16 protein-coding genes are annotated in these 12,512 nt (G+C 61.7%); 7 read left to right on the top strand and 9 right to left on the bottom strand.

Annotation, left to right across the window (positions count from 1 at the left end; all coding sequences use genetic code 11):
- Positions 1–23: 23 nt before the first annotated feature.
- Entirely contained in the window at positions 24–950 is a 927-nt protein-coding gene (locus DFK10_RS01560; protein WP_109385871.1) for an ABC transporter ATP-binding protein, read from the top strand.
- Positions 951–1,033: 83 nt separating this feature from the next.
- Here DFK10_RS01560 and DFK10_RS01555 read toward each other — a convergent pair whose 3' ends face one another.
- On the bottom strand, positions 1,034–1,396 hold the full coding sequence (locus tag DFK10_RS01555; protein ID WP_109385869.1) for an HIT domain-containing protein: 363 nt from the start codon (positions 1,394–1,396) through the stop codon (positions 1,034–1,036).
- A 10-nt stretch (positions 1,397–1,406) separates the two neighbouring features.
- Complete coding sequence (locus DFK10_RS01550; protein WP_109385867.1) at positions 1,407–2,984, bottom strand: DUF5928 domain-containing protein; 1,578 nt, start codon at positions 2,982–2,984, stop codon at positions 1,407–1,409.
- A gap of 140 nt (positions 2,985–3,124) precedes the next feature.
- Here DFK10_RS01550 and DFK10_RS01545 point away from each other — a divergent pair, with 140 nt between their 5' ends.
- Entirely contained in the window at positions 3,125–3,943 is an 819-nt protein-coding gene (locus DFK10_RS01545; protein ID WP_109385865.1) for a sulfotransferase family protein, read from the top strand.
- Positions 3,944–4,018: 75 nt separating this feature from the next.
- Positions 4,019–4,801 carry a glycosyltransferase family protein gene (locus DFK10_RS01540; RefSeq protein WP_217810030.1) on the top strand — a complete coding sequence of 261 codons (783 nt, stop codon included), beginning with the start codon at positions 4,019–4,021 and terminating at the stop codon, positions 4,799–4,801.
- Here the strand turns inward: DFK10_RS01540 and DFK10_RS01535 are convergent, their stop codons facing one another.
- Positions 4,802–5,794, bottom strand: coding sequence for an adenosine kinase (locus tag DFK10_RS01535; RefSeq protein ID WP_109385863.1), 993 nt, complete (start codon positions 5,792–5,794; stop codon positions 4,802–4,804). It abuts the gene before it with no gap.
- Positions 5,791–6,435, bottom strand: coding sequence for an endonuclease III (gene nth, locus DFK10_RS01530; protein WP_109385861.1), 645 nt, complete (start codon positions 6,433–6,435; stop codon positions 5,791–5,793). The genes DFK10_RS01535 and nth overlap by 4 nt, the downstream gene beginning before the upstream one ends.
- Before the next feature lie 116 nt (positions 6,436–6,551).
- Between nth and DFK10_RS01525 the strand changes: the two genes are divergently transcribed.
- The 4 genes from DFK10_RS01525 to DFK10_RS01510 all read left to right on the top strand — a co-directional run bounded on the left by DFK10_RS01525 (position 6,552) and on the right by DFK10_RS01510 (position 9,751).
- Complete coding sequence (locus DFK10_RS01525; protein ID WP_109385859.1) at positions 6,552–7,388, top strand: methylated-DNA--[protein]-cysteine S-methyltransferase; 837 nt, start codon at positions 6,552–6,554, stop codon at positions 7,386–7,388.
- A 112-nt stretch (positions 7,389–7,500) separates the two neighbouring features.
- The gene (locus DFK10_RS01520) at positions 7,501–8,160 is read left to right on the top strand and encodes an OmpA family protein (protein WP_109385857.1); all 660 of its coding nucleotides are present in this window, start codon (positions 7,501–7,503) and stop codon (positions 8,158–8,160) included.
- A 77-nt stretch (positions 8,161–8,237) separates the two neighbouring features.
- Positions 8,238–9,005: a FadR/GntR family transcriptional regulator gene (locus DFK10_RS01515; RefSeq protein WP_109385855.1), complete on the top strand. Its 768-nt coding sequence runs from the start codon at positions 8,238–8,240 to the stop codon at positions 9,003–9,005.
- Positions 9,002–9,751, top strand: coding sequence for an NAD(P)H-dependent oxidoreductase (locus DFK10_RS01510; RefSeq protein ID WP_109385853.1), 750 nt, complete (start codon positions 9,002–9,004; stop codon positions 9,749–9,751). The genes DFK10_RS01515 and DFK10_RS01510 overlap by 4 nt, the downstream gene beginning before the upstream one ends.
- Positions 9,752–9,806: 55 nt before the next feature.
- Here the strand turns inward: DFK10_RS01510 and DFK10_RS01505 are convergent, their stop codons facing one another.
- The 5 genes from DFK10_RS01505 to DFK10_RS01485 all read right to left on the bottom strand — a co-directional run bounded on the left by DFK10_RS01505 (position 9,807) and on the right by DFK10_RS01485 (position 12,376).
- Positions 9,807–10,373, bottom strand: a complete 567-nt coding sequence (locus DFK10_RS01505; RefSeq protein WP_109385851.1) for a F0F1 ATP synthase subunit B — start codon at positions 10,371–10,373, stop codon at positions 9,807–9,809.
- A 5-nt stretch (positions 10,374–10,378) separates the two neighbouring features.
- Complete coding sequence (locus DFK10_RS01500; RefSeq protein WP_109385849.1) at positions 10,379–10,927, bottom strand: F0F1 ATP synthase subunit B'; 549 nt, start codon at positions 10,925–10,927, stop codon at positions 10,379–10,381.
- An 83-nt stretch (positions 10,928–11,010) separates the two neighbouring features.
- Positions 11,011–11,235, bottom strand: a complete 225-nt coding sequence (locus DFK10_RS01495) for a F0F1 ATP synthase subunit C (protein ID WP_084861193.1) — start codon at positions 11,233–11,235, stop codon at positions 11,011–11,013.
- Positions 11,236–11,286: 51 nt separating this feature from the next.
- Positions 11,287–12,042: a F0F1 ATP synthase subunit A gene (locus DFK10_RS01490; protein WP_109385847.1), complete on the bottom strand. Its 756-nt coding sequence runs from the start codon at positions 12,040–12,042 to the stop codon at positions 11,287–11,289.
- Positions 12,032–12,376, bottom strand: coding sequence for an AtpZ/AtpI family protein (locus DFK10_RS01485; protein WP_109385845.1), 345 nt, complete (start codon positions 12,374–12,376; stop codon positions 12,032–12,034). Before DFK10_RS01485 ends, DFK10_RS01490 begins: the two co-directional genes overlap by 11 nt.
- Between the last annotated feature and the right edge of the window lie 136 nt (positions 12,377–12,512).

Below are 12,512 nucleotides of genomic sequence, written 5' to 3'. Positions count from 1 at the left end.
CGACAAGAGAAGGGACAGCCGAAATGGCCGAGAACGCCATCGAAATCGAGGGCCTGCGCAAGACCTATGCCGCAACCCGCCGCTCACCCGCGAAAGAGGCCCTGACCGGCATCGACCTGACGGTGCCGCGCGGGTCGATCTTTGGCCTGCTGGGACCCAACGGTGCGGGCAAGTCCACGTTGATCAATATCCTGGCCGGGCTGGTGGTCAAATCCGCCGGCAGCGTTCGCATCTGGGGCTTCGACCAGGACGAGAACCCGCGCCAGTCGCGCGCCGCCATCGGGATCATGCCGCAAGAGCCCAATCTCGATGCCTTCTTCACGCCGCGGGGTTCGCTCGACGTGCAGGCCGGTCTCTATGGGGTCCCGAAACACAAACGCCGCACCGAGGAACTGCTGGAACTCATCGGGCTGGCCGACAAGGCCGAAGCCTATGCCCGCTCGCTCTCTGGCGGCATGCGGCGGCGACTGCTCCTGGGCAAGGCGCTGGTCCATTCGCCGCAAGTGCTGGTTCTGGATGAACCCACCGCCGGCGTCGATATCGAGCTGCGCAACATGCTGTGGCAGAATGTGCGTATGCTGAACGAACAGGGCATGACGATCATCCTGACGACCCATTACCTCGAAGAGGCCGAACAGATGTGCGACCAGATCGCCATCATCAACCACGGCACGGTCATCGCCAATGACAGCACCGCGAACCTCCTGTCCCGCCTGGACAGCAAGACCATGGTGATCCGACCGGATGGCGATGCCATTCTCCCGGCGATGCCAGAGGATGTCGCGGCAGAGGCGATGCCCGACGGCACCATGCATTTCACCTATCGCACCAGCACCACGCCGGCCGAATCGATCCTCGCCGCTGTGCGCGCGGCGGGCATCTCCATCGCAGATGTCCGCACCGAAGAGGCCGACCTCGAAGACGTCTTCCTGTCGCTCACCAAGAGCTGACAGGCTTCTTTGGGTCGAAAATACCGCGGGGGAGTTTGAGGGGGCAGCGCCCCCTCATTCAATCTACAAAGCGTGCGCAGCACTCAATTGGACAACATTCGCCCCATCGGGCGACCGCCGAGGATGTGCAGGTGGAAATGCGGCACCTCCTGCACGCCATGTGCGCGCGTGTTCGAAATCGCGCGGAACCCGTCCTCGACGCCTTCACTGTCGCAGACCGCGGCCACGGCGGCAAAGAAGCCCGCCTGCTCTTCGGCACTGGCATCACGAGCAAAATGGTCCATCGACACATACGGCCCTTTCGGGATCACCAGCACATGGACCGGCGCCTGCGGCTGGATGTCCCGAAACGCAAGGGCATGATCATTCTCGAAGACAGTGTCATTGGGGATCTCGCCCCGTAGAATTTTCGCAAAGATGTTCTGGTCGTCGTAGGCGAAATCCATTCCGCTCTCCTCAATCTGCAAAAAGATAGGGTGTCTGGGCGATGCTGCGTGCCGTGTCCTCGGGTACGCTCAGGAACTCGGCAATCCTGGCCGCATTTTCCTCGGGCGTGTTGCGTTCCCGGATCTTGCCGTGATTGGGGAAACCCGCATCGCGGATTCGATCCGCCTCGAAGACCACATCATAGCGGATCGTGGGCAGCAATTGCTTGAGTGTCTCATCCGAGGTTTCTTCCCCCGCCAGCCCGACCCTCTTGGCATGACCGGCCAGGTACTCGTCGGTGAATTCGCACGCGATCTCCAGCAGGCGCGTGGTGCTGCGGTCGGAAAAGAAATCCTGCATCAGGTCCAGATTGGCGGTGTCTATGCAGAAGATCAGCCGGTCGGTTTCGTGGTAATCGAACAGCATTCGCATCAACGCCCGTCGATGCCGCGTGCGCTTTTCCAACGTCGTCTGGATGCCGCCCAGATCCGGTAACGGTGTGTCTTCTTCGTTGAAGAGGTAGTCGATCGCCGTCAGGTTCGTGTGGTGTTTGATCGACCCCACCAATCGCTTGGCCACATGCCATTTCTTGCAGGCGATGATCATCAGTTCCCGTTCCCGCCCGAGCGAGGTCTCGGTCTCCCAGAACCGCGGCGCGAACCGTCGCCCGATCCGGCCTCGGCCCGTCAGGAACTGGAACAGCTTGCGGCCCTCGTCCGATATCTTGAAATCCGTTCTGTCCGAGGCATAGAGCCGCCCCAACCGCTCTTTCAGCTGTCCCGCCTCGGGGCTGATCTTGCGGGCGAACAGGTAGTCCTGGCTCAGCAGCAGATCGTAGTGATCGTTGTAGAAGGTCACCGGCATCCCGTAGTCGGTGAACATCAGAAAGGTCAGGGTCCGGGTGCGAATTTCGGGTTCCGGCACCAGGTGGCGCACGAGTGTCTGGAAAAAAGTCTCGTCCGGGATCCAGGTGGTGCGGAAAAAGCGCATCACGTCGCGCCGTTTGCGGGTGAAATCGAGGATCCATTCGATGGTCCGCCGGCGCAGGCACCACCACTGGCTGCCGATCATCACCTGCAAATCGGCTGGCACCGAGCGCTCCAGGCCCAATCGCCGCTGCAACCACCAGGAACGGTAGAACAGCGTTTTCTGATTGCGTTCGTTGAACCAGTGCCGGTAGATCAGGCGCTCTTCCTTCATGCCGGTCTTGATCCAGTCGCTTTCGAAGAAATCGAAGCTTTCGATGTAGTCGACATCATCGGCATCCAGCACCGCATGGGCATATTGCGCCGACTTGATCGCCATGCAATCGCCCGAAACCATGTAGAAATGCGTGGCACGTGGAAACGCCTCGACCGCCGCCTCGACCGCATGCAGCGTGGCCTGGACCAGCGACCATTCCCCCCAACCACATCTGATCCGTTTCCTGGCGAAGGTGACGTTGGAATTGTCCGCGAGAGCATCGCGGATCATCGCGTAGGCGTCCTTCGGCGCACGGGCATCGAAATGGATCGAGATGTAGTCGCCGACAGCCGTCAGCTGTTCCGCCTGACGGATAATCGCCTTGGGGTCCTTGTGACACAGCAATATGAAGGCAATTCGCGCCATACTGGAAACAGTCTACCCCTCCGGACTGGATTGTTCTAACTGTCTAAACGTGAAGACAGATTGAATAAACACGGTTTCTTTGCTTTTTTGCGGGAAACGGCCAAGGCACAACAAGGCCGGTTTTTTTGGAGGCAGCAAGAATGGGGTTTCCCGGGACCTGGATGACCGAAAGCGAAAGCGTGGTCTACCGCGTGGTTCCGAAATGCGCGTGTTCGACCATTGGTCAGATCATGTTCTTTTCGGACCACGGCAAGTTCTTCGATGGGGACATCCACGATGCCGACAGCGGCATGCACAAATGGGCCTTCGAAGACAGCCAGCCCAAGATCACCGAGAACGTGCAGGGCCATAAAAGCTATGCCTTCACCTGTGTGCGTAACCCCTACACGCGCATCCTGTCATCCTTCTTCGACAAGATCTGCGGCATTCAGCGCAATGGCCGGCGCTATCGCGGCAACCTCGTCCCCCTACTGATCCAGAAATACGGGATCGAGGTGGGCAGCCCCGAGGACGGTTTCGAGTTCGACCAGATCAAGAGCTTCCGCCGCTTCCTTCTGTTTGCGCGCGACACGATCCGCTGGCGCCGCCCCATGGACCCCGACATTCACTGGTCGGCCATGTCCGGCCATGTCAGCACCTTCATCCTGAACGGCGGCACCTACGACAACATCTTCTGGACCGAGAAGTTCAACGAGGGGATGCAATCGGTGCTGGACGCCATCGAAACCCCCGTCGGTGTCAAGCTGGACAAGGTGCCCCGTTTCAATGAATCCGAGGGCCACGGCCCCAAGCGCGCCCACCCGGTCGAAGACTACTTCGACGACCTGTCGATGCATCTGGTCTACGAAATCTACAAGAAGGACTTCCAGCTCTTCAAATACGATTTCGAGGACCCGTCCAACAAGATGCCGGTCGCCGAGATCGACCTTGACGAGGTCCACGCCAAACTTGGCGAATAGGTCGCCCCGGCCCCCAAGACATTGACGACCGCGTTGGCCGCCACATCTCACCGGTGTTCCTGCAGGAGGCGAGCTATGAAGAACGGGGTCATCTACGTGGGCGAAGGGGCCGAATATGCCGCCTTGGCCTGTCAAAGCGCGGCCAGCTTGCGCGAGATCGACCCTGTGCTTCCGGTTCACTTGTTCACCGACCAGGCGCATGTCGATTTCCCGTTCGATGCGGTGCATCCCATTCCGGTCGGCTGCGCGCGCGCCAAGATTGCAGCCATGGCCGCAAGCCCCTTCGAACGCACCTTGTTCATGGATTGCGACACGCTGGTTGTGGGGCCTGTGCGCGACGGGTTTGATATTCTTGACCGCTTCGATCTGGCCATCGCCCATGATGTGCGGCGCTCGTCCGAACTGATCGAGGCGGGCGATGGGCCATCGACCTTTTGCCAGCATAATTCCGGCGTCATGTTCTATAACAAGAGCGCGCCAATGCTCCGCTTTCTCGGCGATTGGTCAGCCGCCTATGACACGGCCGGCGTGGCGCGCGACCAGGTCACGCTCAAGGGCTTGCTTTGGGCCTCTGACCTGCGGTTCTGGGTGCTGCCGCCGGAATGGAACCTTCGACGGGTTACGATGCTCGATGCATGGGAGCCGCTGGACGCCATCCCGCGGATCATCCATTCGCACCAATTGCTGCGTCACCTGCGTGATGGTGGGGTCCAGGTCAGCGACCTGAAAGACATCCTGAGGCTGGAGCGCGAGGCGCTGAAACTGGAATGGTCCGCGCTGAAACAGCGCCTGCCGTCGACAAACCTGGCCGATCCTGTCGCCAGCTTCCGCCATGCCCGAGATGTCAGGCAGGAATGATCAGAGCAGGCCGTGTTTGCCGAACAGCGCCTTGAGATCCGCCTGGGCGCGGGCGCCGATGTGGCTGATCACCTCCGAGGCCGCCACGTTCCCCATCCGCGCACATATTTCCAATGGGTGACCCTCGCAGAGGCCCCACAGGAAGGCGCCGGCAAAGAGATCCCCTGCCCCTGTGGCATCGACGATCTGCGTGGGCACGGCGGGCACATGGGTTTCCTCGCCGCCCGACAGAACATAGACGCCATTCTCGCTGTCGGTGCAGATGGCGATCTCGACATCTGCCGCCGCGGCAGCCCGCGCCGCCGCGAAATCCTCGGTCTGATACATCGACATGACCTCGGCCCGGTTCGCAAAGAGAAGGTCCACGTCCTCGCGGATCATCAGACGAAAGGCATCGCGGTGCCGTTCCACGCAGAACGGATCGGACAGGGTCAGGGCCACCTTGCCGCCATGGGGCTTGCAGGCATTGATCGCCTTGGCAAAGGCCGCGTGGCTGTCGGGCCCGTCAAAGCGATAACCTTCCAGGTAGATCCAATCGGTATCGGCCATCTGCGACGGGTCGATATCCGACGGTTCCAGAAACTCGGTGACACCGAGGTAGGTGTTCATCGACCGCTCGCCATCGGGCGTGACGATCACGATGCAGCGACCGGTTTCATGCTCGGCGTCCTTGGGGGCGAGCACGGTCTCGTAATCGGCCCCTTGCGCCCGCAGGTCATGGGCAAAGATCCGGCCCAGCTGGTCGTCCTTGACCTTGCCCACATAGGCGCAGCGCCCGCCCAAGTGGGCAATCCCGGCGATGGTGTTCGCGGCCGATCCGCCGCTTATTTCTTCTGCGGGGCCGACATTGTCATAAAGCTGGACCGCGCGTTCCATGTCGATCAGCTGCATGATGCCCTTTTCGATCCCCATCTCAGACAGGAACTCCTCGGCCTCGCGGGTCAGCACGTCGGCCATGGCATTCCCGATGCCGACAACCTGGTATTTCTTCATTCCGTCTTGTCCTCGAACTGGCACAGGTCACGAATGACACAGGCGCCGCATTTGGGTTTCCGGGCCACGCAGATATAGCGCCCGTGCAGGATCAGCCAGTGATGGGCATGCTGCTGGAAATCGACCGGCACGTTGTCCTCGATCGCGCGTTCCACGGCCACGACGTCCTTGCCGGGGCAGATGCCCGTGCGGTTGCCGACACGGAAGATATGCGTGTCGACCGCCTGGGCCGGGTAATGCCACCACATGTTCAGCACCACGTTGGCGGTCTTGCGCCCTACGCCGGGCAGCGATTGCAGCGCGGCGCGGGAATTGGGAACCTCGCCGCCATAGTCCTCGACAAGGATTTTCGACAGCTTGATGACGTTCTTGGCCTTGTTTCGATAGAGCCCGATCGTCTTGATATGCTCGATCACGCCCTCTTCGCCCAGCGCCAGCATCTTCTCGGGGGTGTCGGCAATCTGGAACAGCTTTTCGGTGGCCTTGTTCACCCCCGCGTCGGTTGCCTGCGCCGACAGGGCCACGGCCACGACCAGCGTGTAGGCGTTGACGTGATTCAATTCGCCCTTCGGTTCCGGTTCGGCAGCCCGGAAGCGTTCGAACACGGCGCGCATCTTAGGATATGCAAGCTGTTTTGCCATCGCGGACCCTTTTGGCCGAGCCGCAGGCAGGCGGCAAGGGGAAGGAAGCCAAAAACACCTGGGTTTGGCGCAAGAACCGGGTCGCCTGCCGCAGCGGCGAGGCCTAAGATCAGACCATGACCCAGGACAGCCGTTACCATTACCACGTCATGCGCCGCGCCATCGAAGAGATCGACGCCGCGCCCGCGCCTCTATCGCTGGAAGACCTTGCCGCGCGGATGGAAATGTCGCCCGCCCATTTCCAGAGGCTATTCTCGCGGTGGGTTGGGGTCAGTCCAAAACGCTACCAGCAATACCTTGCCCTGGGACATGCCAAGGCGCTGCTCAAGGACCGGTTCACCACCCTGGAAACGGCCGATGCGGTGGGCCTGTCCGGCTCGGGCCGCCTGCATGACCTGTTTCTTCGCTGGGAAGCCATGAGCCCAGGCGACTATGCCCGTGCCGGTGCAGGCCTGACCGTACGCTGGGGCTGGTTCGACAGCCCGTTCGGCCGAGCGCTGGTCATGGGCACGGACAAGGGCCTTTGCGGGATCGGTTTTACCGAGGAAACAGGGGACGAGGCCGCGATGGCCGACCTGACCGGGCGATGGCCCAACGCGGATTTCGTAGAAGATCCGGACGCGCTGCGCCCGTGGGTGCAAGCCGCCTTTGGCGAGAATATCGCCAAGCCGACGCCACTCCACCTGATTGGCACGCCTCTTCAGATCAAGGTCTGGGAGGCGTTGCTCGCGATCCCCTCGGGCCACGTGACGACCTATTCCGAGATCGCGACCGCCATCGGCAATCCCAACGCGGTACGCGCCGTCGGCAGTGCAGTGGGCCGGAACCCCGTCAGCTTCCTCATTCCCTGCCATCGTGCCATCCGCAAATCGGGCGGGCTTGGCGGGTATCACTGGGGGCTGCCGGTCAAACGCGCCATATTGGCCTGGGAATCCGCCCGCGCCGACGCTTGAGGATCGGCGATAAACCGCGTGTAGATCCGCTGATATTGGATAACAGGGGCCGCACCGCGATAAGATGGCACAGACGCGCGATGCATGCGCGCCCAAAAGTGAAAGAAGACCGATGAAGATTTCAAAGCTGACCACGGCCCTGGTGGCCTCGTCCCTGTTCGTCGTCGCCGGCTGTGCCGAGATGACCGACCCCAACAACCCCAACCGCAACCAGCAAACCGGCGCTGCCGTGGGGGCGGGCCTTGGCGCACTGGTGGGCATCGCCTCGGGTGACAATGCCGAGGAACGCCGCCGCGGCGCCGTTGTCGGCGCTCTGGTCGGTGGCGGGTTGGGTGCCATCGGAGGCGCACAGCTGGATCGCCAGGAGGCCGAGCTGCGCCAGCAGATGGGCTCCAACGCGACCATCGTGAACACCGGCGACCAGCTGATCGTGACCCTGCCGCAGGACATCCTGTTCGCTACCGATAGCGCCCAGCTCACCGGCGCGCTGCGCAGCGATCTGACCACGCTGGCCGCCTCGATCAACCGCTACCCGGGGACCACGATCAATGTGATCGGCCATACCGACAACACCGGCAGCGCTGCCTACAACCAGGATCTTTCGGCCCGTCGCGCCCAAGCGGTCAGCTCGGTTTTGATCGGTGCCGGCGTCACACCGAACCGCATCCGGTCGATCGGACGGGGCGAGGATGCCCCTATCGCAACGAACCTGACACCCGAAGGTCGGGCTCAGAACCGGCGGGTGGAAATCACGATCACGCCGAACGCCTGAACCGGAGCCGTCCGCACGGCCCATTGAGCCCCGCTGGCTTTGGTCATATGTCTTGACCAGAGCCAGCGGAGGCCACCATGCCATTTGAACCCGTCCAGCCCGAGAAGCTGTCGCAATCGGTTGTTCGCCAGATCGAGAAATTGATCCTGCGCGGCATACTGCGCCCCGGTGAACGGCTGCCTTCGGAACGGGAACTTTCCGAACGGTTGGGCGTGTCGCGCCCGTCCCTCCGCGAGGCCCTTGCCGAATTGCAGGAGAACGGGTTGCTGACCAGCAAGGCCGGTTCGGGGGTCTACGTGGCCGAAGTCTTCGGAAATGCCTTCTCGGATGCCCTGGTGCGGCTGTTTTCCACCCATGACGAGGCGGTCTTCGACTACATCGCTTTTCGCCGCGACATGGAAGGACTGGCCGCCGAGCGGGCCGCCGCCCACGGAACCGAGACCGACCTGAAGGTCATCGACACGATCTTTCAGAAGATGGAAGCGGCCCATCGCAAGCGGAACCCTCAGCAAGAGGCGGCGCTGGACGCGGATTTCCACCTTTCGATCATCGAGGCGAGCCACAATGTCATCATGCTGCACATGATGCGCTCTATGTACCAGCTGCTTCGGGAAGGCGTCTTCTACAACCGCCAGATCATGTTCAAGCAGCGCATGACCCGCGAGAGCCTGCTGGACCAGCACCGCGCGATCAATGATGCGCTTCAGGCCCGCGATGCGACTGCGGCCCGTGCGGCGGTCGAGGCCCACCTTTCCTTCGTCGAACAGGCCCTCACCGATCATCAACAGGCCGAGCACAACGAGCGGATCGCGCGTCAACGTTACGAACACGAAATCGGAAAATGACCGCGCCCCAAACCCTTGTCGTCACTGCCAACGCCGATTCAGGCAGCTTCACCCATCAGTGGGCGCGGGCGAGCGCGAACGCCTGCCGGGATCCTCTTGAAAGTCATCTGGTTCAGGACGGGTTCGACCCGGTCGAACGGGCCAGTCATTATTGGCAAGAAGGGCCGTTCGATACCCTCAAGGCGCAGGAAGCCGCCGCGCAGACCGGCAAGCTGCCCGGCGACGTCGCCCGCGAACTAGGAAAGATTCAAAAGGCCGACCGGCTGATCCTGCATTTCCCTGTCTGGTGGTTCGGGCCGCCCGCGATCCTGAAAGGCTGGATGGACAGGTGCCTCGTGAACGGCGTCCTCCACAAGGGCAGCCAGCGGTTCGACAAGGGGTTGGCCCGGGGCAAGTCGGTGCTCATCTGTGCGACGACCGGCGCCGATGCGATCGAAACAGCCCCCGATGGCCGCGAGGGGAATATCCGGCTGGTGCTGTGGCCATTCATGTATGCGCTTCGCTATTGCGGATTCGAGGTGCTGGATCCTGTCTTTGTTCACGGCGTGCACGGATACCACAAAGGGTCAGCCCGCACCGAGATGGAAGCCCGCATGTCCAAGGCGCTGTCCGACCAGCCGAGCCTGCTGGCGGGCTGGGGTGACCGGCCCAGGGTGCGGTTCAACGGGGACACGGATTTCGATGAAAATGGCCGGTTGAAAGCCGATGCCCCGGAAGTCACGCCCTTCATAACCCACCAAGCATGAAAAAAGGCCCGGGCATGAAGCACCGGGCCTTTCCATTTCGTCGGGTTTCGTCTGGTCAGTGCAGCTTGGCACCCACCTCGGCGATCGCCTCATCAATCAGCTTGTTGGCCTCGGTTGCCGTGGTCTGCTTTGCGATCACGTCCTGCGCGGCACCGATTGCGACAGCGACGGCCTTGGATTGCACGTCACGGACAGCCGAGTCCTTGGCGCTCTCGATCTGCTCTTCGGCAGCGGCCAGACGGCGCGCAACAGAGGCCTTGATGTCGTCCTTGGCCTGCTCGGCCGCGGCCGTCGCCTCTTCCTTGGCGGTCGTGACGATCCGATCGGCCTGGGCCTGAACCTCTTTCTGCTTGCGCTCGTAGGATGCCAGCAGGGTCTGCGCCTCTTCACGCAGGGCCTTGGCTTCGTCCAGCTCGGACTTGATGCCCTCGGCACGGTCGTCCAGCATCTTGCCGATCATGCCGGGGACCTTGAAATAGGCCAGCACGGCAAGGAAGACGATAAAGCCCAGAAGAACGATGAAGTCGGTGTTCTTGAGCGAGAAGAAGCCGTAATCGCCCGACGCCGCGAAGGCAGGAGAGGCGACGAGCGACAGGGCGGCGGTGGTCATGAGTTTTTTCATGGCGCTTACCCTTTCATCCGGGCGTTGACGGCCGCTGTCACGGTGCGGGCATCTGCCTTCCCACCCATGGCGGCAACGATGTCCTTGGCCACGTCCTTGGCCACGTCCTTGACGCTGTCCATGGCATTGGCCTGGATCTCGGCGATCGCCTTCTCGCTCTCGGCAGTGCGAGCGGCAATCTCGGCGTCGGCCTTGGCCATCTCCGCGTCGAGCTCGGCCTGGATCTCGGCCTTCGATTCCGCGACGATACGCTGGGCTTCGGCACGGGCATCGGCAAGCGCCTTTTCATAGGCGGCCTCGGCCTCTTGTGCCTTCTGCTTCAGCTCTTCGGCAGCGGCGATATCATTGGTTATGGTGCCCGCGCGTTCGGCCAGAACCGCGGAAATGCGGGGCAGCGCGATGCGGGACAGCACGAAGTAGATCACGACGAGCGTGAGAAGAAGCCAGAAAATCTGGTTGGGCCACCAGTCAAAACACAGCTGCGGCATGCCGATGGCAGAGCCATCAACACCGACACAGGTGCTTGCGGTTTCCCCGGTTGTTTCGGTCGCCATGACGTCCTCCGTCGGAACTGGGTCTCACTATCGGGCGGCCCGTTGCCGAGCCGCCCGCGCGTAAGGAAAGTGTTCCGTAAGGCTTAGACGGCGAACATCAGCAGCAGGGCGACGAGGAACGAGAAGATCCCCAGGGCCTCTGCGAAGGCGATGCCGATGAACAGGGTGGCCGTCTGGCCGCCAGCGGCGGACGGGTTGCGCAGGGCGCCGGCCAGGAAGTTGCCGGCAACGGTGCCCACACCGATTGCGGCAGCGCCGGAACCGATTGCAGCCAGACCAGCGCCGATATGTGCGAGTTCACCTTCCATGAGAATTCTCCTTACGATTGATTTGGAAGTTTCGAGAGTGCAGTTCGGACCTTAGTGCGACGGGTGCAGCGCATCCTTCAGATACACGCAGGTCAGAATGGTGAAGACATAGGCCTGGATGAAGGATACCAGGACTTCGAGACCGTACATCGCCGTGATCGCCAGCACCGACAGCGGGCTGACAAGGGCAATCGCGGCGAAGCCGGCGAAAACCTTGATCACCGCGTGACCGGCCATCAGGTTGCCGGCAAGACGAATGGAGTGGCTGACCGGACGCACGAAGTAAGAGATAAGCTCGATCACGGCCAGGATCGGGCGCAGAGCGAGCGGCGCGCTGGACACCCAGAACAGCCCCAGGAATTTCGACCCGTTCTTGACGAACCCGACGATCGTGACGGTCAGGAAGACGGCCAGGGCAAGCACCACGGTAACGGCGAAATGCGAGGTCGTGGTGAAGGCGGTTGGCACCAGCCCAAGGAAGTTGGCGAAAACGATGAACATGAACAGGGTCATAATGTAGGGGAAGAACCCCACGGCATCCTTGCCCGCGACATCCTCGACCATCTTGTAGATGAAACCGTAGGCAAGCTCGGCGATCGACTGGGTGCGGTTGGGCACGATGGCCCGACGGCGGGTGCCGACGACCAGAAGCAGGATCACCCCGACGACGGCCAGTGCCATCCACAACGTCACGTTGGTGGGTGTGTACCAGTGGATCGGGCCGTTCCCGAAAAGAGGCTCGACAATGAACTGGTCCATCGGGTGGAAGACCAGGCTGCTTTCTCCGCCGTTCGTCTCAGTCGCCATCGCGTTTGTCTTTCCCGTCCTCGCCGCCCTGCTCGGACAGCTGCGTTCTTTGTATCTCTTCCGCCGACCGCATCATGGTTTTGACACCAGCCGCGAGGCCGAAGAAAACGAAAAGCACCATCAACCAAGGCGTCGTACCCAGCAGGTAGTCCAGCCCGTATCCGATGCCGAAACCGATCCCCAGACCGGCCACAAGCTCGATCACCATCCGCCAGGCAAGCTGCGCTTGCGAATAGTGCTCCTCGGAATGGTGCTTCTCGACCTTGCCGGTCTTGGCTGCCGCGATCTTTTCCTCCAGCGCCTGCAGGCGGTCTGATGGATCATGATCGGACAAGATCAGCCCCTTTCATCGGTTGAGGATGTGCTAAGCGTGGGGAGTGTCAGAGTCAACTCTACCATCACGCCGCACAACCCACTGATTCATAATAATTAAACCATGGCGCGCCACCCTGCCGCACCGGCCGAAGTCA

Origin of the sequence: Salibaculum griseiflavum (assembly GCF_003129565.1) — a bacterium.
GTDB lineage: Bacteria > Pseudomonadota > Alphaproteobacteria > Rhodobacterales > Rhodobacteraceae > Salibaculum > Salibaculum griseiflavum.
Note: the sequence above shows the minus strand (reverse complement) of the source record. Positions and strands in the feature narration are given on the sequence as shown.

Coding starts and splice junctions, on each gene's coding strand:
- DFK10_RS01560 (WP_109385871.1), top strand. CDS start 24: ATGGCCGAGAACGCCATCGAAATCGAGGGCCTGCGCAAGACCTATGCC.
- DFK10_RS01555 (WP_109385869.1), bottom strand. CDS start 1,396: ATGGATTTCGCCTACGACGACCAGAACATCTTTGCGAAAATTCTACGG.
- DFK10_RS01550 (WP_109385867.1), bottom strand. CDS start 2,984: ATGGCGCGAATTGCCTTCATATTGCTGTGTCACAAGGACCCCAAGGCG.
- DFK10_RS01545 (WP_109385865.1), top strand. CDS start 3,125: ATGGGGTTTCCCGGGACCTGGATGACCGAAAGCGAAAGCGTGGTCTAC.
- DFK10_RS01540 (WP_217810030.1), top strand. CDS start 4,019: ATGAAGAACGGGGTCATCTACGTGGGCGAAGGGGCCGAATATGCCGCC.
- DFK10_RS01535 (WP_109385863.1), bottom strand. CDS start 5,794: ATGAAGAAATACCAGGTTGTCGGCATCGGGAATGCCATGGCCGACGTG.
- nth (WP_109385861.1), bottom strand. CDS start 6,435: ATGGCAAAACAGCTTGCATATCCTAAGATGCGCGCCGTGTTCGAACGC.
- DFK10_RS01525 (WP_109385859.1), top strand. CDS start 6,552: ATGACCCAGGACAGCCGTTACCATTACCACGTCATGCGCCGCGCCATC.
- DFK10_RS01520 (WP_109385857.1), top strand. CDS start 7,501: ATGAAGATTTCAAAGCTGACCACGGCCCTGGTGGCCTCGTCCCTGTTC.
- DFK10_RS01515 (WP_109385855.1), top strand. CDS start 8,238: ATGCCATTTGAACCCGTCCAGCCCGAGAAGCTGTCGCAATCGGTTGTT.
- DFK10_RS01510 (WP_109385853.1), top strand. CDS start 9,002: ATGACCGCGCCCCAAACCCTTGTCGTCACTGCCAACGCCGATTCAGGC.
- DFK10_RS01505 (WP_109385851.1), bottom strand. CDS start 10,373: ATGAAAAAACTCATGACCACCGCCGCCCTGTCGCTCGTCGCCTCTCCT.
- DFK10_RS01500 (WP_109385849.1), bottom strand. CDS start 10,927: ATGGCGACCGAAACAACCGGGGAAACCGCAAGCACCTGTGTCGGTGTT.
- DFK10_RS01495 (WP_084861193.1), bottom strand. CDS start 11,235: ATGGAAGGTGAACTCGCACATATCGGCGCTGGTCTGGCTGCAATCGGT.
- DFK10_RS01490 (WP_109385847.1), bottom strand. CDS start 12,042: ATGGCGACTGAGACGAACGGCGGAGAAAGCAGCCTGGTCTTCCACCCG.